At 69.4% G+C, this 17,946-nt stretch carries 16 protein-coding genes; 11 read left to right on the top strand and 5 right to left on the bottom strand.

What is annotated here, in order from left to right; translation table 11 throughout:
- Positions 1-84: 84 nt before the first annotated feature.
- The 7 genes from RHA1_RS33105 (at position 85) to RHA1_RS33135 (ending at position 7,541) form a co-directional block, all read left to right on the top strand.
- Entirely contained in the window at positions 85-801 is a 717-nt protein-coding gene (locus RHA1_RS33105; RefSeq protein WP_011598567.1) for a class III extradiol dioxygenase subunit B-like domain-containing protein, read from the top strand.
- Complete coding sequence (gene miaA / locus RHA1_RS33110) at positions 798-1,727, top strand: tRNA (adenosine(37)-N6)-dimethylallyltransferase MiaA (protein WP_011598568.1); 930 nt, start codon at positions 798-800, stop codon at positions 1,725-1,727. Before RHA1_RS33105 ends, miaA begins: the two co-directional genes overlap by 4 nt.
- The gene (locus RHA1_RS33115; protein ID WP_011598569.1) at positions 1,724-2,575 is read left to right on the top strand and encodes a TrmH family RNA methyltransferase; all 852 of its coding nucleotides are present in this window, start codon (positions 1,724-1,726) and stop codon (positions 2,573-2,575) included. Before miaA ends, RHA1_RS33115 begins: the two co-directional genes overlap by 4 nt.
- A gap of 84 nt (positions 2,576-2,659) precedes the next feature.
- On the top strand, positions 2,660-3,529 hold the full coding sequence (gene dapF, locus RHA1_RS33120; protein ID WP_009480032.1) for a diaminopimelate epimerase: 870 nt from the start codon (positions 2,660-2,662) through the stop codon (positions 3,527-3,529).
- A gap of 58 nt (positions 3,530-3,587) precedes the next feature.
- Positions 3,588-5,042, top strand: a complete 1,455-nt coding sequence (gene hflX / locus RHA1_RS33125) for a GTPase HflX (RefSeq protein ID WP_011598570.1) — start codon at positions 3,588-3,590, stop codon at positions 5,040-5,042.
- Entirely contained in the window at positions 5,035-6,150 is a 1,116-nt protein-coding gene (locus tag RHA1_RS33130) for a hypothetical protein (protein ID WP_011598571.1), read from the top strand. The genes hflX and RHA1_RS33130 overlap by 8 nt, the downstream gene beginning before the upstream one ends.
- Before the next feature lie 68 nt (positions 6,151-6,218).
- The gene (locus RHA1_RS33135; protein WP_041812235.1) at positions 6,219-7,541 is read left to right on the top strand and encodes an alpha/beta hydrolase; all 1,323 of its coding nucleotides are present in this window, start codon (positions 6,219-6,221) and stop codon (positions 7,539-7,541) included.
- Positions 7,542-7,555: 14 nt separating this feature from the next.
- Here the strand turns inward: RHA1_RS33135 and RHA1_RS33140 are convergent, their stop codons facing one another.
- From RHA1_RS33140 to RHA1_RS33155, 4 genes are read right to left on the bottom strand one after another with little or no spacing between them, the layout of a single operon-like run.
- Positions 7,556-7,813 (bottom strand): HPr family phosphocarrier protein, encoded by a 258-nt coding sequence (locus tag RHA1_RS33140; protein ID WP_005261132.1) that lies wholly within the window; start codon positions 7,811-7,813, stop codon positions 7,556-7,558.
- A 57-nt stretch (positions 7,814-7,870) separates the two neighbouring features.
- Positions 7,871-9,973: a PTS fructose transporter subunit IIABC gene (locus RHA1_RS33145; RefSeq protein ID WP_011598573.1), complete on the bottom strand. Its 2,103-nt coding sequence runs from the start codon at positions 9,971-9,973 to the stop codon at positions 7,871-7,873.
- 16 nt (positions 9,974-9,989) lie between these two features.
- Positions 9,990-10,970 carry a 1-phosphofructokinase gene (pfkB, locus tag RHA1_RS33150; protein WP_011598574.1) on the bottom strand — a complete coding sequence of 327 codons (981 nt, stop codon included), beginning with the start codon at positions 10,968-10,970 and terminating at the stop codon, positions 9,990-9,992.
- The gene (locus RHA1_RS33155) at positions 10,967-11,734 is read right to left on the bottom strand and encodes a DeoR/GlpR family DNA-binding transcription regulator (RefSeq protein WP_029537508.1); all 768 of its coding nucleotides are present in this window, start codon (positions 11,732-11,734) and stop codon (positions 10,967-10,969) included. The genes pfkB and RHA1_RS33155 overlap by 4 nt, the downstream gene beginning before the upstream one ends.
- Positions 11,735-11,931: 197 nt before the next feature.
- Between RHA1_RS33155 and ptsP the strand changes: the two genes are divergently transcribed.
- The 3 genes from ptsP to RHA1_RS33170 all read left to right on the top strand — a co-directional run bounded on the left by ptsP (position 11,932) and on the right by RHA1_RS33170 (position 16,255).
- Positions 11,932-13,602, top strand: a complete 1,671-nt coding sequence (gene ptsP / locus RHA1_RS33160) for a phosphoenolpyruvate--protein phosphotransferase (protein ID WP_011598576.1) — start codon at positions 11,932-11,934, stop codon at positions 13,600-13,602.
- A 70-nt stretch (positions 13,603-13,672) separates the two neighbouring features.
- On the top strand, positions 13,673-15,001 hold the full coding sequence (locus tag RHA1_RS33165; RefSeq protein ID WP_009480041.1) for a uracil-xanthine permease family protein: 1,329 nt from the start codon (positions 13,673-13,675) through the stop codon (positions 14,999-15,001).
- Between the two features lie 111 nt (positions 15,002-15,112).
- Positions 15,113-16,255 (top strand): acyl-CoA dehydrogenase family protein, encoded by a 1,143-nt coding sequence (locus RHA1_RS33170; protein WP_011598578.1) that lies wholly within the window; start codon positions 15,113-15,115, stop codon positions 16,253-16,255.
- An 88-nt stretch (positions 16,256-16,343) separates the two neighbouring features.
- Here the strand turns inward: RHA1_RS33170 and lexA are convergent, their stop codons facing one another.
- Positions 16,344-17,075 carry a transcriptional repressor LexA gene (gene lexA / locus RHA1_RS33175; RefSeq protein ID WP_009480043.1) on the bottom strand — a complete coding sequence of 244 codons (732 nt, stop codon included), beginning with the start codon at positions 17,073-17,075 and terminating at the stop codon, positions 16,344-16,346.
- Between the two features lie 279 nt (positions 17,076-17,354).
- Between lexA and RHA1_RS33180 the strand changes: the two genes are divergently transcribed.
- Positions 17,355-17,852, top strand: a complete 498-nt coding sequence (locus RHA1_RS33180; protein ID WP_011598579.1) for a LysM peptidoglycan-binding domain-containing protein — start codon at positions 17,355-17,357, stop codon at positions 17,850-17,852.
- Positions 17,853-17,946: the final 94 nt, after the last annotated feature.

Genomic DNA, 17,946 nt, shown 5'->3' on the forward strand with positions numbered 1-17,946 from the left:
TCGGACGGTCCGCGTTGATACCGATTGACGGCAGCACCCGAATCGGATGTCGGGTCCGCTCGGACGGTCGACTAGCGTGACTGTGTGTTCACCGCCGCAATCCTCGTGCCGTCCCCACCGCTACTGGTACCCGAACTGACCGGGGCGGCCGCTGCGGAGACGGCGCCGTTGCGGGACGCGGTCCAGACAGCGGCGAAGGCGTTGTCCGCGCTCGCCATCGAGTGGGTGGCGGTCGGAGCGGCACCCGCCGCGGTGGAGGTGCGGCCCGACGCCCAGGGCACTTACCGTGGCTACGGCGTCGACGTGCGGATCGCGCTGCGGCCCGGTCCGGCAGGCGATCCCGACCCCGACCTGCCGCTCGCGGCGCTGACGGCCGGGTGGATCCGGGGGACGTGCGCGCCGGACGCCGTCGTCGACGCGCGGATCCTCGCCGCCGACCTGTCCCCGGAGCAGTGCGCCGCCTACGGCGCGGAACTGCGCACGCTTCTCGACCGGGACCCGGAGCCGCGGGGGCTGGTGATCGTCGCGGACGGGGCGAACACCCTCACGGCGAAGGCGCCGGGCGCGTTCGACCCGCGCGCGGAAGGCGTGCAGGCCAGGATCGACGCGGCGCTCGACACCGGCGACCGCGACGCGCTGCTGGCCCTCGAACCCACGGAGTGCGAGTCCCTCGGCATCTGCGGGCGCGTCCCGTGGCAGGTGCTCGCCGGCGTGTTCGACGCGCCGCCCGCATCCTGCCGGACGCTGTACAGCGCAGCACCCTACGGAGTCGGCTACCACGTGGGGGAGTGGCGTCCGTGACGTCACCCGTGCCGATCGCCGTCGTCGGACCGACCGCCACCGGAAAGTCGGATCTCGCACTGGACCTGGCCGAACGTCTCGGCGGCGAAATCGTCAACATCGACGCGATGCAGCTGTACCGGGGCATGGACATCGGCACCGCCAAACTCGCCCCGGCCGAGCGCCGCGGAATCCCGCACCACCAGCTCGACGTGCTCGACGTGACGGAGACGGCCACCGTCGCGAACTATCAGCAGGCGGCGGTCCGCGATGTGGAGGGGATCGCCGCGCGCGGCGCCGTGCCGGTCATCGTCGGCGGATCGATGATGTACGTGCAGTCGCTGCTCGACGAGTGGAGTTTCCCCGCCACCGATGCGTCGGTGCGGGCGCGCTGGGAAGCCGTCCTCGCCGAGAAGGGCGTCGCGGCCGTCCACGCCGAACTCGGCCGGGTGGACCCCGAGGCCGCGGCGTCGATCCTCCCCACCGACGGCAGACGCCTGGTCCGTGCTCTCGAAGTCGTCGAGATCACCGGGAAGCCGTTCGCGGCGTCGGCCCCTCGCATCGGCGAACCGCGCTGGGGCACACACATCGTCGGTGTCGACCGGGACACCGCCGAACTCGACGACCGGATCCGGCTCCGCACCCGACTCATGTTCGAACGCGGGCTCGTCGACGAGGTGCGCGGGCTCATCGACGTGGGACTGCGCGAGGGCGTCACCGCCCCCCGGGCCATCGGCTACGCGCAGGTCCTCGCGTGGCTCGACGGCGAATACGACCTCGACGAGGCGCAGGAACGCACGTTCATCGGCACCCGGCGCTACGTGCGCAGGCAACGGTCGTGGTTCCGCCGCGACACCCGCATCCACTGGGTCGACGGAAGTGACCCCGACCTCGCGGACACCACGATCCGCACCCTCGGCGAGACCCGAAGAATGGGAGAACGATGAGCCGCGCACCGTCCGGACGCAACCGTCCGGCCCCGTCCCTGCTGGTGACCACCCGCAACGCCCGCTTTCAGCAGTGGCAGTCCTACCTCACCAACCGCGCCAAGCGAACGAAGGCGGGACGCTTCCTGATCCAGGGCGTCCGCCCCCTCAACCTGGCGCTGGAACACGACTGGCCGATCGAATCGCTGCTGCACCGCATCGACGGCCCGCCATTGTCCGACTGGGCGCGGGAACTGCTCGAGACCCGGTCCGTCGAACAGATCGGTGTCAGTGCCGAACTGATGGCCGAACTGGGCGAGAAGACCACCACCACCGCGCCGGAACTGATCGCCATTGCGAAGACACGAACCCCGCGACTGAAGGACCTGCGACTGCAGTCCGTCCCCCTGATCGTCGTGTTCGACCGGCCAGCCTCACCCGGAAATCTGGGCACCCTCGTCCGTTCCGCCAACGCGTTCGGCGCCGACGCGGTCGTCGTCGTCGGCCACGGCGCAGATCCGTTCGACCCCCGTAGTGTCCGCGCCTCCACCGGATCCCTCTTCGCGATGCCCGTCGTCACGGTCTCGTCCGTCGACGAGATCCTCGCCTTCCGCGACGCCCGGCGTGCGTCCGGAACCGACCTGCACATCGTCGGCACCGACGAGACCGGCTCCGTCACCATCGACGCCCACGACTTCGGCGGCGGCACCGTGCTCGTGATCGGCAACGAGACCCGCGGGATGAGCGCCGCGTGGCGCGACGGCTGCGACACGGTGGTCAACATCCCGATCGGGGGTGCCGCGAGTTCCCTCGGCGCCCCCTCCGCCGGCGCCGTCGCCCTCTACGAAATCGCCCGGCAGCGTAAATGAACCGCACCGCGGCAGCGTAGATGAACCGCACCGCGGCAGTGAAGATGAACAGCACCCGCTCGACCGTTGGTTAGAGTGGTGCGCATGGATTTCAGCAAGGGACACGGCACCGAGAACGACTTCGTGGTCCTCCCGGATCCCGATGTCCGCATCGACCTGTCCGCTCCGCGGGTGGCGGCGCTGTGCGATCGCAGGCGTGGGCTCGGCGCCGACGGAATCCTGCGCGTCGCGAAGGCCGGTGCGCTGGCCGGCGCCGGTGTGCTCGCCGAACTCCCCGACGGCACGTCGGAGGACGACTGGTTCATGGACTACCGCAACGCCGACGGATCGATCGCGGAGATGTGCGGCAACGGCGTCCGCGTCTTCGCCCACTACCTCCGGGCGGCAGGGCTCGAGTCCCGCGACGAGTTCGTGGTCGGCAGCCGGGCCGGTGGCAAACCGGTAATCGTGCACTCGGCCGACGGCGCCTTCGGTGAGGTCACCGTCGACATGGGTGTGGTGCGGGATCTGGGAACCAGTGCCGCGACCATCGACGGCAAGGTCTTCAACGGGATTGGCATCGACGTCGGCAACCCGCACCTGGCGTGTGTCGATGCGCACCTCACGGCGGCGTCCCTGTCGGCCCTCGACCTGACGGCCGCACCCGGGTTCGACCCCGGCTTCTTCCCGCACGGCGTCAACGTGGAGATCCTCACCCGCATCGATTCCGGTGCCGTGGACATGCGGGTGCACGAGCGCGGGGTCGGCGAAACCCGGTCGTGCGGCACCGGCACGGTGGCCGCGGCCACCGCCGCGCTGCGCTTCGACGGTGCCGACTCCGGTGAGGTGAACGTCCGTATTCCTGGTGGTCAGGTCACTGTGGCGGTGTCCGGCGGCCGGGCGACGTTGCGCGGACCGTCCGTCCTGGTGGCGTCCGGAACCCTCGACGACGGCTGGTGGAACGGCCTCGCCTGATCGCCCTGCGCGAAATGCACGTGCGCTCCCTCGACATTCCGTGGGATCATGAGGGTGTATGACGAAAACACATCGCACAGAAGAATCGCCGATCTCCGACTCCACTGAGTTCGCCTACGACGACGGGCGCCCTTCGGTCGGCGAGATGCAACTCGAGGACCGCAGCGCGCTGCGCCGAGTTGCCGGGCTCTCCACCGAGCTCACAGACGTCACCGAGGTCGAATACCGACAGCTGCGCCTCGAACGCGTGGTGCTCGTCGGTGTCTGGACGCAGGGTACCGCGGCACAAGCCGAATCCAGCATGGCCGAGCTCGCGGCTCTGGCCGAGACCGCCGGGTCCGAGGTCCTCGAGGGCCTCGTCCAGCGGCGGGACAAACCCGACGCTGCCACCTACATCGGTTCCGGTAAGGCCGAGGAACTCCGTGAGGTCGTCCTCTCGACCGGCGCCGACACCGTCATCTGTGACGGTGAACTGACTCCCGCCCAGCTGACCGCGCTGGAGAAGGTCGTCAAGGTCAAGGTCATCGACCGGACGGCCCTCATCCTCGACATCTTCGCTCAGCATGCGACGTCCAGGGAAGGCAAGGCGCAGGTGGCGCTGGCCCAGATGGAATACATGCTGCCCCGACTGCGTGGCTGGGGTGAATCGATGTCCCGGCAGGCGGGTGGTCGCGCCGGCAGCAACGGCGGCGTGGGTCTGCGTGGTCCCGGTGAGACCAAGATCGAGACGGACCGCCGGCGAATCCGGGAGCGGATGGCGAAGCTGCGCCGCGAGATCAAGGGCATGAAGGCCGCCCGCGACACCAAACGCACCAGGCGACTGCGCAGCGAGACCCCGTCCATCGCGATCGTCGGCTACACCAACGCCGGCAAGTCGAGCCTGCTCAACGCGCTGACCGGGTCCGGGGTGCTGGTGCAGAACGCGCTGTTCGCCACCTTGGATCCCACCACCCGGCGGGCGGCGCTGGACGACGGCCGCGAGTACGTCCTCACCGACACCGTCGGGTTCGTGCGGCACCTGCCGACGCAGCTGATCGAGGCGTTCCGCTCGACGCTGGAGGAAGTCACGGACGCGGATCTGCTGCTGCACGTCGTCGACGGCTCCGATCCGCTGCCCACGGATCAGATCAGGGCCGTCCACGAGGTGATCACCGAGGTTATCCGGGAGAACGACGCCGCAGCGCCGCCGGAGCTCATCGTGGTGAACAAGATCGACGCGGCCGACCCGGTCACGTTGACCCAGTTGCGCGGCCTGCTGCCCGGCGCGTCATTCGTCTCCGCCCGGACCGGGGAAGGCATCGCCGAGTTGCGCGCGCATCTCAGCGACGTCCTGATCCGCCCGGAGATCGAGGTCAGCGTGCTCCTCCCGTACAACCGGGGAGATCTGATGGCGCGGATCCACTCGGACGGACAGATCCTCGACTCGTCCCACGAGGAGGACGGCACGCGCGTCCACGCGCGGGTGCCCGAGGCGCTGGCGTCGGCACTGGTTCAGTACAACGGCAGTGCCTGACCGCTCACGGTGGTCGCTCCGTGTCGCGGTTACAGTCCTCGCTGCGTGCACACCGCTCGCGGCGGCGGGCGCCGGATCGGCCGAGCCGTTCTTCCGCGATCAGACGGCAGTCGACGCGTCGGAGTTCGGTCCGCTCTGCACTCCCGACGATTCGGCCGCCGGAACCCCCGACGAGGCCTCGCTGGAAGAGCTGTCGGGGCTCGTGTCGGCGGGGGGACTGCTCTACGCGGTCGGTGACAGCGGTTCCGATCGCGCGGTCGCGGTGATGGACGGGAACTGCGCCGTGCAGCGGTGGCTTCCGCTGCCGGTCGATCCGTACGACGTCGAGGACATGGCGTCCGGCCCCGACGGCCGGCTGTGGCTCGCTGACACCGGCGACAACGGACGCCGCCGCGACACGGTGGCACTGATCGCGATGGACCGCGACACCGGTGCGGGAGAACTGCATCGGCTGACGTATCCGGACGGCCCGCACGACGCGGAGACCGTTCTCGTCCAGCGCGACGGCACCCCGCTGATCGTCACGAAGGAAGTGGTCGGGGCGGGCGGCGTGTACCGGCCTGCGGGGGGTGCCGTCGTGGGTGACCTCGCGAGCCCCGGCCCGACCCCGCTCGAGAAGGTGGGGACGCTGGACGTCGCGGAGACGAACGGCGCCGACGACGCCACCACCGGGAGCGGCACCACGGCCCCGGCCCTGCACTCGACGATGTTCACCGGCGGCGCCGTGTCCGCCGACGGAACCGTGGCCGCCGTCCGCAGCTACTCCGACGTGTTCCTGTTCTCGGCCCCGGACGGCGACCTGGCCGCCGCGTTCGCCGCGGGGCCCGTGGGGCGCGCACACGTGCCGCAGCAGCCGCAGGGGGAGTCGATCGCGTTCACCGAGAACGGCGACCTGCTGATCGCCTCCGAGGCGCGGGAGGGGCCCGTTCCGCCGATTCAGACGTTGCCCGGGGCGGTGTCGAGGGTGCAGGAGCAGGCCCGCGCGCAGACAGCCGTCGACGAGGCGTCGGCGCAGTCGCCGGGAACGGTGTGGGGGCTCGGCATCGCCGGCGGCGCGGTCGTGCTCGTGGTCGTCGCCGGATTCCTGATCCGCCGCCGTGCCCGATAGGTCTGTTTTGCGGGAAATGTTGCGAGCCTGATTCTTTCGGTGGCCGACGCGTTGTGAATACTGGCGGGGTGCACGCCCACGAGTTGTTGTCGCGTATCGCCCACCTGTCGCTCGAGCACGGTCGCGCCCAGATCGTATCGACCGTCGCCGTGGTGGCGGGCGTCGTCGTGATGCTCGCGGCGTCGCGTTCCGCCCGGGCACCCATCCTCCGCGCCGCCGCGGTCGCGGTGCCCGTGACCGCGGTGATCGGGGCAGCCGTGTGGGCGCGGTACCGGCCGCTTCCCAATCAGATACCGCCGGCGGGCTACGCGCGGATCTGGCTCGCCGTCGGCACCCTCGTACTCGCAGCCACCATCCTGCTCCGCAAACCCGGTGTCCGGCTCGCCGCGGCGGTCGGGACGGCAGGTGCCGTGGTCGCGGCCGCGGCGGTGGGGCAGGTCAATGCGGAGGTCGGCGTCTTCCCGACCGTCGGTTCGCTGGTGGGACACCGCGCGCCGACGGTCGTCGAGCCGGTGTCGTTCGGTGACGTCCCCGGGTTCGAGAGCGCCGTGCAGGCAGGGACCCCGATGGACTCGGTGTGGACGCGTCCGGTGCGCACACCCGGCTCCGGTGTGGTGACGGAAGTGGAGATCCCGGGCACCGAATCCGGATTCCCCGCCCGGCCGGCGGTGCTGTATCTGCCGCCGGCATACCTGACGTCACCCCGCGCCGTGCTCCCCGTCATGGTCATGATCGCGGGACAGCCCGGGCGCCCGCAGGACTGGTTCAGCAGCGGACGACTGGGGTCCACGGTGGATGCGTATGCCGCGCGGCACGACGGCCTCGCGCCGGTCGTCGTGGTGGTCGACGCACTGGGGGCGCAGGACGCGAATCCGCTCTGCCTGGATTCGGCGCTGGGCAACGCCGCCACCTACGTGGCCCGTGACGTCCCCGCGTGGATCGAGAACTCTCTGCAGGTGTCGCATGATCCTGCGCAGTGGGCGATCGGCGGATTCTCCTACGGGGGAACCTGTTCGATCCAGCTGGCTGTGAACTATCCGGCGATCTACCCGACGTTTCTCGACTTCCTCGGTCAGGACGAGCCCTCGCTGGGCGATCACGCGGGGACGGTCGCGGCGACGTTCGCCGGCGACGAGCGTGCGTTCGCGGCGGTCAATCCGGTCGACGTGCTGAGGACGCGGCAGTTCCCGGAATTGACCGGGGTGTTCGTCGCCGGGGCGGCGGACGACGAATACCGCCCGCAGCAGCAGCGGATGTTCGCTGCCGCGCGGGCGGCCGGTCTGAACGTGCGGTACTACGAACTCCCCGGTGGCCACGAGGGCGCCACCTGGGGTGCGGCGCTCGAAGGGGAGATGGACTGGACCGGCCGTCAGCTGGGCCTCACCGGCTGACGGCCGGAAACCGGTCAGGCGTCGAGGTCGGCCGCCACCAGCTGGGCCACCTTCTCGACGGCGTCGGCGTCGTCGCTGGTGACCGTGACGTCGGTGCCCTTGGTGGCGCCGAGCGTCATGATGAGCAGTGCGGAACCGGCGTCCACGGGTTCGCCGTCCGCCACGGCCAGCGTGACGGGCACACCGGCGGCGGCAACCGCTTCGGCGATGACGGCGGCGGGACGGGCGTGCAGGCCGATGGACGAACCGACGGCGACTGTGGTGCTGGGCATGGACTCTCTCCTCTGTCGGTGGGGTTGATGCGGGTCGAGCGGGTCGATCTGTTTCTCTTACGCTGCGACTGTCGCAACGTCGGGGTCGAGTTCGGCGTCGGACGCGCCGGGCTTGATGAATTCTTTGGCGCCGACGACACACAGTGCGGCGACGACGACACCGGCGGCCAGCGCCACCAGGAACCACAGCAGGTTGCCGATGGCGAAGAAGACGAAGATTCCGCCGTGCGGTGCGCTGAGGGTGACGTCGAACGCCATGATCAGGGCGCCGGTGACGGCGCCGCCGGCCATCATCGAGGGAATGACGCGCAGCGGGTCGGCGGCGGCGAACGGAATGGCACCTTCGGAGATGAACGCCGAGCCGAGCAGCCAGGCCGCCTTGCCGTTCTCGCGTTCCGCCTCGCTGAACAGGCTGGGACGCAGGACGGTCGACGCGAGAGCCATCGCCAGCGGCGGGACCATGCCCGCCGCCATCACGGCCGCCATGATCCGCAGCGAGGCGGGATCGTTGACGTTGAGACCGGCCACCGCGAACGCGTACGCTGCCTTGTTCACCGGGCCACCGAGGTCGAAGCACATCATCAGGCCGAGGATGATGCCGAGGAAGATGACGGAGCTGCCGGACAGACCGTTGAGCCAGTTCGTCAGGCCCGACGTGATCGAGGCGAGCGGACGGCCCAGGACCAGGAACATGAGGGCGCCGACAATCAGGGTCGCGAACAGCGGAATGATCACCACCGGCATCAGGCCGCGCAACCACTGGGGAACCGGGATCCGGCTGATCCACAGCGCGACGACACCGGCGATCAGACCACCGACGAGGCCTCCGATGAATCCGGCGCCGACGAAGACTGCCACGGCACCCGCGGTGAAGCCCGGCGCCAGACCGGGCCGGTCGGCGATGGCGAAGGCGATATAGCCGGCCAGAGCGGGCACGAGGAAGCTGAACGCCAGCGAACCCAGTTGGAACAGCACCGCGCCCAGGTACGTCGCCAGGCCACCCTCGGGGAGTTGGCCGAGGGAGTTGCTGAGGACGATGTCCTCCGCGGGACCGGAGATCTCGTACCCGCCGAGCAGGAAGCCGAGGGCGATCAGCAGACCGCCGGCGGCGACGAACGGGATCATGTAACTGACACCGGTGAGCAGCACCTGACGCAGGTGGGTGCCCCAGCCGATCGATCCGGCCGGCTCGTCCGCCGCGCTGCCGGCACTACCCGCGTCCACGATGGCCGCGGACGGGTTCATGCCCGCGCGCAGTGCCTCGGTGATCATGGTGTCGGGCTCGTTGATGGCACGCTTGACGCCCGACGCCACCACCGGCTTGCCTGCGAAGCGTTCCTTGCCCTTCACCCCGACATCGGTGGCGAAGATGACGGCGGATGCGCCAGCGATCACACCGGGTGCCAGCGGTGTGCTTCCGCTCGAACCCTGCGTCTCCACGTGGACGACGACCCCCGCGCGTTCGCCGGCGGCGACGAGGGAGTCGGCCGCCATGTACGTGTGGGCGATGCCGGTCGGGCAGGCCGTGACCGCGACGATGTGCTTCGGTCCCACTTCGGGCTCGGGTTCCTTCTCCGGGGCGACCGGTTCGGGCTTCGGAGCCGGGACCGCGGCGGCCGCCGCGGGGGCTGCCGCAGCCGCGGCGGCGGGGGCCGCGGCAGCCGGTGTGGCGGCGGGTGCGGGTGCCAGGACGTCGTTCACCAGGGTGACGATCTCGGCGGGGGTCTTCGCATCACGCAACGCGCCGACGAAGGCGGGGCGCACCAGTGCCCGCGCGAGTGAGGAGAGCAGCTTCATGTGCTCCGCGCCCGCACCTTCGGGTGCGGCGATGAGGAACACCAGATCTGCGGGTCCGTCGGGGGCGCCGAAGTCGACCTTCGGGGCGAGCCGAGCGAATCCGAGGGACGCCGCCACAACGGCTTCCGAACGGCAGTGGGGGATCGCGATCCCACCGGGAAGTCCTGTCGCCGATTGTGATTCACGCGCCAGAGCGGCGTCGCGGAGAGCGTCCGCCTCGGTGGCGCGACCGGCGTCGGCCAGACGCCGGGAGAGCGCGGAGATCACGTCCTCCTTGGAGGCTCCGAGGTCGGTGTCCAGGGAGATCAGATCTTCGCTGATGATCTGCGGCCCCGAATCGCGGTCGGGTGTCGAGTGAGACATGGTGTTTCCTTCTTGTTCAGGCCGGATCGGGGGCGGGGGAGCTGAGAGCGGTGACAGTGACGGCGTCGATGTCGACGTGTTCGGGGGTCGGCAGGGTGGTGCCGGGGAGGGCTGCCGCCGCGCTGCCGTAGGCGACGGCGGATCGGAGGCAGTCGGCGGGCGTTGCACCGGACATGTGTGCTGCCAGGTAGCCCGCCAGCGACGAGTCGCCGGCGCCGACCGTGCTGCGGGCGACGATCGGTGGTGGCGTGGCCCACCACGCGCCGGCCTCGGTCACGAGAACCGCACCCGCGGCGCCGAGCGTCGCGAGGACGGCTTCGACCCCGCGGTCCACGAGTTGCCTGCCGGCATGGGCGGTGGCCGTCGGGTCCCCGCGCAGCGCGGACTCCTCGAGCAACTGCCCGTCGGCGCCCGTGAGCTGCGCGAGCTCCTCGCTGTTCGGTTTCACGAGGTCGGGAGCGGCCGCGGGGAACCGGTCCGCGAGCGCGAGCAGTGGAGCGTCCGACGTGTCGACGGCGACCCTGCACGGCGCCGAGCGCAAAGCCTCGACGAGCGTGGCGTACCAGTCGGTGGGAATGCCCGGGGGAAGCGACCCGGACAGCACCACCCATTCGGCCCTGGACCCGCGCTCGATGATCTCCGACTGCAGATCGGCGAGGGATTCGGCCGACATCGCGACGCCGGGTTCGTTGACCTTGGTGGTGGTGCCGTCCGGTTCGGTGATGGTGATGTTGGTGCGCGCCGGACCGGACGTTGCCACGGTCACGTGTTCGATCCCGTGCTCGGACAGGGCGGTGAGCAGGGGATCGCCCTCGTTGCCGGGGAGTACGGCGACAGCGGCGACACCGGCCGAGGTGAGCGCGCGGGCGACGTTGACCCCCTTGCCGCCGGGGTCGCTGTGGGTGGCGGCCGCGCGCAGGACGGTTCCTCGTTCGAGGCGCCCCACCAGGTTGACGGTGCGGTCGATGCTCGGATTGGCGGTCAGCGTGACGATCATGCGATCACCACCTCGATTCCCTGGTCGTGGAAGTGGGCTCGGTCTGCGGAACTGATGTCGGCGTCGGTGACGAGGATGTCGACGCTGTGGATGGGGGCGAAGCTCACGAGGTGCTCGCGGCCGACCTTCGACGAGTCGGCGACCACGACGACGTGGTTGGCGCACCGGACCATCGCGCGCTTGACCGCAGCCTCCTCGGTGTCCGGTGTGGACAGGCCGTGGCCGACGCTGAGCGCGTTGGTGCCGATGAACGCGACGTCGACGCGGAGGACGTCGAGGATCCGCAGCGCTTCCTCGCCGACGGCGGCCTGCGTGATGCCGCGCACCCGGCCGCCCAGCATGTGGAGCGTCACCGAATTGAGCCCCGCGAGCCGGGCGGCGATCGGCACGGAGTTGGTGATCACGGTGAGGTCCAGATCGGACGGGAGTTCCGGGATGATGCGCCCCGTCGTGGTTCCCGCGTCGAACAGCACGCTGCCACCGGACGGCGGCAGGTAGGTGGCGGCGCGCTTGGCGATCCGGTCCTTCTGCTCGGCGCGGGTGTGGTCGCGCTCCGTCATGCCGGGCTCGGTGACGGTGAGGGACCCCGCAGGTACCGCGCCGCCGTGCACGCGGCGGATGTGGCCGAGACGCTCGAGTAGAGCGAGGTCACGGCGCACGGTCTCGGTGGTGACGCCGAACGTGTCGGAGAGGTCCGCGACCGACATGCGACCCCGCTGCGAGATCAGCGTGGTGACCGCTTGCTGGCGTTCTTCCGGATACACCGTGACCTCGTTCCTGTTCTCGTCGATGAAGTGTTCGATGATGTGATCCGTTATGGTCTGCATCACACGAAATGTTGTGTCATGTTGTTTTACGCCCGAGTGTGTTGACATGTCAAGAGTTGAGAGTAATCTCCGTCACATAGTCGATTCGCATTTCCGACTGTGCGAAGACAGAACGAACCGGCCAGGAGGACCCGATGACCGAAAACCGTGAAATCGTGCGAGGTACGCCGGTGGTACCGGGCATTGCCTACGCGCCGGTGATCTGGCCGGCTCCGCGGCCGGAGGTCGCATCCGGATCGGCCCGGATCGACGAGGTGTCGCGCGACGCGGAGAAGGTCCGCTTCGAGGAAGCGGCCGCCGTGGTGTCGCAACGACTCCGCGACCGCGCGGCGAGCGTCTCCGGCGCCGCGGCGGAGGTGCTGCAGGCGAACGCGGCGATGGCGGCCGACCGCGGCTGGCTCGGTGCCGCGCAGAAGCTGATCGCCGGTGGAACCCCGGCGGAGGAGGCGGCAGCCGAGGCCACCGAGCAGTTCGCCACCCTGTTCACCAAGATGGGCGGGCTGATGGCCGAACGCGTGACCGACCTGCGCGACATCCGTGACCGCGTGGTGTCCGAACTCCTCGGTCTGTCCGAACCAGGTATCCCCGTGCCCTCGACGCCGTCGATCCTGTGCGCCCAGGACCTCGCGCCCGCCGACACCGCCGGCCTCGATCCCGAGCTGATCGTCGGACTCGTGACCGTCCTCGGTGGCCCCACCAGCCACACCGCGATCATCTCTCGGCAGCTGGGCATTCCGTGTGTGGTCGCGGTGCGTGACCTCGAATCCGTCGTCGCGGGCACCCCCGTCCTCCTCGACGGCTCGGCGGGCGAACTCGTCGTCGAACCGGACCCCGTGGAGGCCCGCGCCGCCGTGGAACACGGCCGCGCCGAACGGATCCGCATCCAGTCGTGGGAGGGGCCCGGCCGCACGAGCGACGGACATTCCGTGTCGATTCTGGCCAATGTTCAGGACGGGGCCGGTGCGCGGTCGGCAGCCACGACCGCCGCCGAGGGCGTCGGACTGTTCCGCACCGAGTTGTGCTTCCTGGACCGCGATTCCGAGCCGGGTGTCGACGAGCAGGCCGAGATCTACGGCGAGGTGCTCGACGCGTTCGCCGGCCGGAAAGTGGTGATCCGGACGCTCGACGCGGGTTCGGACAAGCCGCTGCGCTTCGCCAACCACGCCGAAGAGGCGAACCCGGCGCTCGGGGTCCGTGGAATCCGGATCGCCGAACAGAATCCGGGCATCCTCAGCAGGCAACTCGACGCCGTCGCCGCCGCGGCGAAGCAGACGCAGTCGCAGCCGTGGGTGATGGCACCGATGATCTCGACGCCCGCCGAGGCCGAATCCTTCGCGGCGGAGGTCCGCGCTCGCGGACTCGTGCCCGGCGTGATGGTCGAGGTACCGGCCGCCGCGCTTCTGGCCGACCGTCTTCTGCGCCACGTCGACTTCCTGTCCATCGGCACGAACGACCTCGCGCAGTACACGATGGCCGCCGACCGGATGTCCTCCGACCTGGCATCGCTCACCGACCCCTGGCAACCGGCGGTCCTCGCGCTCGTCGCCCGCACGGCCGAGGCGGGCATCGCGGCGGGCAAACCGGTCGGCGTCTGCGGCGAGGCGGCCGCCGACCCGCTGCTCGCCTGCGTGCTGATCGGACTCGGGGTCACGTCGCTGTCCTGCGCAGGTGCCGCTGTATCCGGTGTGGGTGCGAAGGTGGGATCGGTCTCGCTGGACGACTGCCGTCGTGCCGCCGAGGACGTGCTCGCCACGAGCGATCCCGCGGAGGCGCGCGCCGCGGCGGTCCGGGTACTGGGCGCGTAGCCCCGGGTGTGCTGCGGGATCCGGTCCCGAGGGCGCGAAACTCCCAGATCGTGCCTACTATTGGCGAACTGTGACGAAAAGAGAAACCGACGCCCCCGACGGTCCGGCCGGTGGCTCAGCAGGCCCGTCCACCCCCACGCGGGCGTTCGGGTGGGCGCTGCACGGTGACGGCAGGCGGATCGGTGAGGGCGAGGTGGTCGCTCCCGGCGAGCGCCTCACCTGGCCGCGCACGGTCGGAATTGGGATGCAGCACGTCATCGCGATGTTCGGCGCCACCCTCCTGGTGCCGACCATCACCGGGTTCCCGGTCACGACGACACTGCTGTTCTCGGGTATCGGGACGGCCCTGTTCCTGCTCATCACCCGCGGCCGCATCCCCAGCTATCTCGGATCGTCGTTCGCATTCATCGCGCCGCTGACGGCGTCGCAGAGTTCGGGTCCCGCCGCGCAACTCGGCGGTGTCGCCGCTGCGGGTCTGTTGCTGCTCGTGGTGGGCATCGCGGTGAAGCTGGCCGGATCGCGGGTCATCGACGCCGTCATGCCGCCGGTCGTCACGGGCGCCGTGGTCGCGTTGATCGGGCTCAATCTCGCACCCACCGCGGTGGATTCGTTCGAATCGCAACCGCTGATCGCCGGGGTGACCCTGCTGGCGATCCTGCTCGTGACCGTGCTCGGTCCGGGACTGCTGGGCCGTCTCGGCATCCTCGTCGGGGTCGTCGTCGGCTGGGTGTTCGCAGCCGTGATCGGCGGACTCGCCGAGGAGCGGGTGACGGCGCTGCGGGAGGCGGCCTGGTTCGGCGTGCCCGAATTGCGGGGACCGACGTTCGAGTGGTCCGTGATCGCGCTGACCCTGCCCGTGGTCATCGTCCTGGTCGCCGAGAACGTCGGCCACGTCAAGGCGGTGTCGGCCATGACCGGTCGGTCGCTCGACGACGTCGCCGGCGACGCCCTCGTCGCGGACGGATTGGCCACCACCCTTGCCGGATTCGGCGGCGGCTCCGGGACCACCACGTACGCCGAGAACATCGGAGTCATGGCCGCGACGCGGGTCTACTCCACCGCCGCCTACTGGGTCGCGGCCGCCACCGCCGTGGTTCTCGCGTTCTCACCGAAGTTCGGTGCCCTCGTGTTCACCGTGCCCAACGGTGTCATCGGCGGCGCCACCCTCGTGCTGTACGGCCTGATCGGCGTCCTCGGTGTGCGCATCTGGATGGACGCCGAGGTGGACTTCACCGACCCCGTGAACCTCACCGTGGTCGCTGCGGCGCTCGTCGCCGGCATCGGCGACCTGACGCTGACGATCGGGTCCGTGGAACTCGGTGGCATCGCGTGGGGTTCGGTCGGCATCCTCGTCGCCTACCCGGTGATGCGCTCGCTCGCGCGGTTCCGCAAGCCCTGACACGGTGACCGAATGGGTCACGAATCCCGATCACCTGGGTCATTCACCACGTAGTTCCTCGCCTCTACCGTCGAACGAGACGGACCCAGATAGTTGATACGAGGAGTCGGCGTGGAGCGCACCCTGTTCGAACCGGAGCACGAACTGTTCCGGGAGTCGTACCGCAAGTTTCTCGCACAGCATGCCGAGCCGAACCACGCCAAGTGGGAAGAGCAGAACATCGTCGACCGCAGCCTGTGGGTCGAGGCCGGCAAGCAGGGCTTCCTCGGCATGGCCGTCCCGGAGGAATTCGGCGGCGGCGGTGTGCGCGACTTCCGGTACAACGCGATAATCACCGAGGAGACCACCCGCGGCGGGTACAGCGGGATCGGCTTCACCCTGCACAATGACGTCGTCGCGCCGTACTTGCTCGAACTGAGCAACGAGGAGCAGAAGCAGCGCTGGCTGCCCGGCTTCGCGTCGGGCGAGCTGATCACGGCCATCGCGATGACCGAACCGGGCACCGGCAGCGATCTGCAGGGCATCAAGACGCGCGCCGTGCGCGACGGCGACGACTGGGTCCTCAACGGTTCCAAGACCTTCATCACCAACGGCATCAACGCCGACCTCGTGATCGTCGTCGCGTGCACCGATCCCGACAAGGGGGCGCAGGGATTCAGCCTCCTGGTCGTCGAACGGGACATGCCGGGCTTCGAACGCGGCCGCAACCTCGACAAGATCGGGATGAAGGCGCAGGACACCGCGGAGCTCAGCTTCACCGACGTCCGCGTTCCCGCCGCCAACCTTCTCGGTGAGGAGGGGATGGGCTTCCTCTACCTGATGAAGAACCTTCCCCAGGAGCGGCTGTCGATCGCCGTGGTAGCCGCGGCCGCAATGGAATCGGCACTCGACATGACGATCCAGTACTGCCGCGACCGGAAGGCGTTCGGCAAGTCGATCGGCAGCTTCCAGAACACCCGCTTCGTGCTCGCGGAACTCGCCACCGAGGCAACGGCCGTCCGAGTGCTCGTCGACAAGTTCATCGAACTGCTCAACGACGAGAAGCTGTCGGTGCAGGAAGCGGCGATGGCCAAGTGGTGGACCACCGAGGCGCAGGTCCGGCTGATCGACCGGTGCCTGCAGCTGCACGGCGGCTACGGATACATGAAGGAGTACCCGATTGCCAAGGCGTACATGGATTCCCGTGTCCAGACCATCTACGGCGGTACCACCGAGATCATGAAGGAAATCATCGGTCGCGGCCTCAATCTCTGACGAGGCGCGACCTGCGTATCCGGGGTGGATGCGAGGAGGCCCCACGGCAGTCGCCGTGGGGCCTCCTCGTGTCTCCACGCGGCAGTGACTAGATCTTGCGCATGACCGTGACGACCTTGCCCAGAATGACCGCATCGTTGCCGGGGATCGGATCGAACAGGGGGTTGTGCGGCATCAGCCACACCTCGTTCTCGGTGCGCTTGAACGTCTTGACGGTGGCTTCGCCGTCGATCATCGCTGCCACGATGTCTCCGTTCTCCGCCACATTCTGCTGACGGACCACCACCCAGTCGCCGTCGCAGATCGCGGCATCGATCATCGATTCGCCGACGACCTTGAGCAGGAACAGCGAGCCCTGGCCCACCAGTTCACGGGGGAGCGGGAAGACGTCCTCGACTGCTTCCTCGGCGAGGATCGGGCCACCGGCGGCGATCCGGCCGAGGACCGGGACGAACGTGGGTTCCGGCAGAGGTGCGCCGTCGGCACCGGACTTGACCGCGGCCAGTCCGACGGCGGCGCTCGCGTTCGCCGCGGCTCCCGCCGCCACCTCGTCGAGGCCGCGTACGTCCACCGCGCGCGGACGATTGGGATCCCTGCGGAGGAAGCCCTTGCGCTCCAGCGTGCGCAGCTGATGAGCGACGGAGGACGTGGAGGTGAGCCCCACGGCGTCGCCGATCTCGCGGATGCTCGGCGGATAACCGCGCTCGTTCACGGACGTGCGAATCACCTCGAGGACACGGCGCTGCCGGTCGGTCAACCCGGCGGCGGAGCCACCGCTCACACGTGGAGTCGAACCGTCGGTCGAGCTGTCGTCCTTCATGGCGAGGTGCCTCCGTCTGTATGTGGATGTTCTCGGTATGGGTCGCATGTGACTGCTGTGCCGCGTGACACGAATCTATCCCGCTTTCCTCGGAGTTTCAAACATCTGTTCGACACGTGTCGCGAGAAGTAGAGACATTGTCGGACTGCCGTGGTAGAAATCGAACATGTGTTCTTTCGAACGCGTGATCGAACGCCCGGAGGGGTCGGACGCCGACCGGGTCGGCAGCGGATACGACAACGGATTTGACGACAACGGATACGAGCAGCGGAGGTACCGATGAGCAACGCAGTTCTCCATCGGCAGGCAGTGCTGAACCGGCAGGCACTCGAACGAGGTGTGGTCCGTTCCGGGGCCGCACGGTCGTACCGGACCGAGCCGCGCCGCCGTCGCACCGACGGTGAGCTGCGGCGGCCGTCGTCCGGCGCCGTCGCGTACCGGCCCACTCACACCGGGGTCTCCCGCGCCGATCATTCGCGCGGGTCGAACGATGTCGGCTGGCGGATGGTGCTCGCGAGTGTCGTGATCACCGCGGGTGTGTTGTGCGGGCTCGTCGGGGTGGCTCAGCTGGCCACCACCGACGGTGTGAGCAACTCGGCGGCCACGGAGGTCGTGCAGGTGCAGCAGGGGGAGAGCCTGGCCGCGCTCGCGGCGCGGATCTCCCCGGAATTGCCGGTGGCACAGGTGGTCGAGCAAATCATGGAGCTGAACGCCATGTCCAATTCGGCGCTCCACCCGGGCCAGAGTCTGATCGTCCCGTCGTCCTCTGACCGGTGACGGGGGTGGCTCTGCATGACTGTCCCCTCGGGCGGCCGAGTAGTCTCGGATGCTGTCAGTCCCACCACTTCGTGTGGTCGCGTCGAGATCGTGC

The sequence above is a fragment of the Rhodococcus jostii RHA1 genome (assembly GCF_000014565.1).
GTDB lineage: Bacteria > Actinomycetota > Actinomycetes > Mycobacteriales > Mycobacteriaceae > Rhodococcus_F > Rhodococcus_F jostii_A.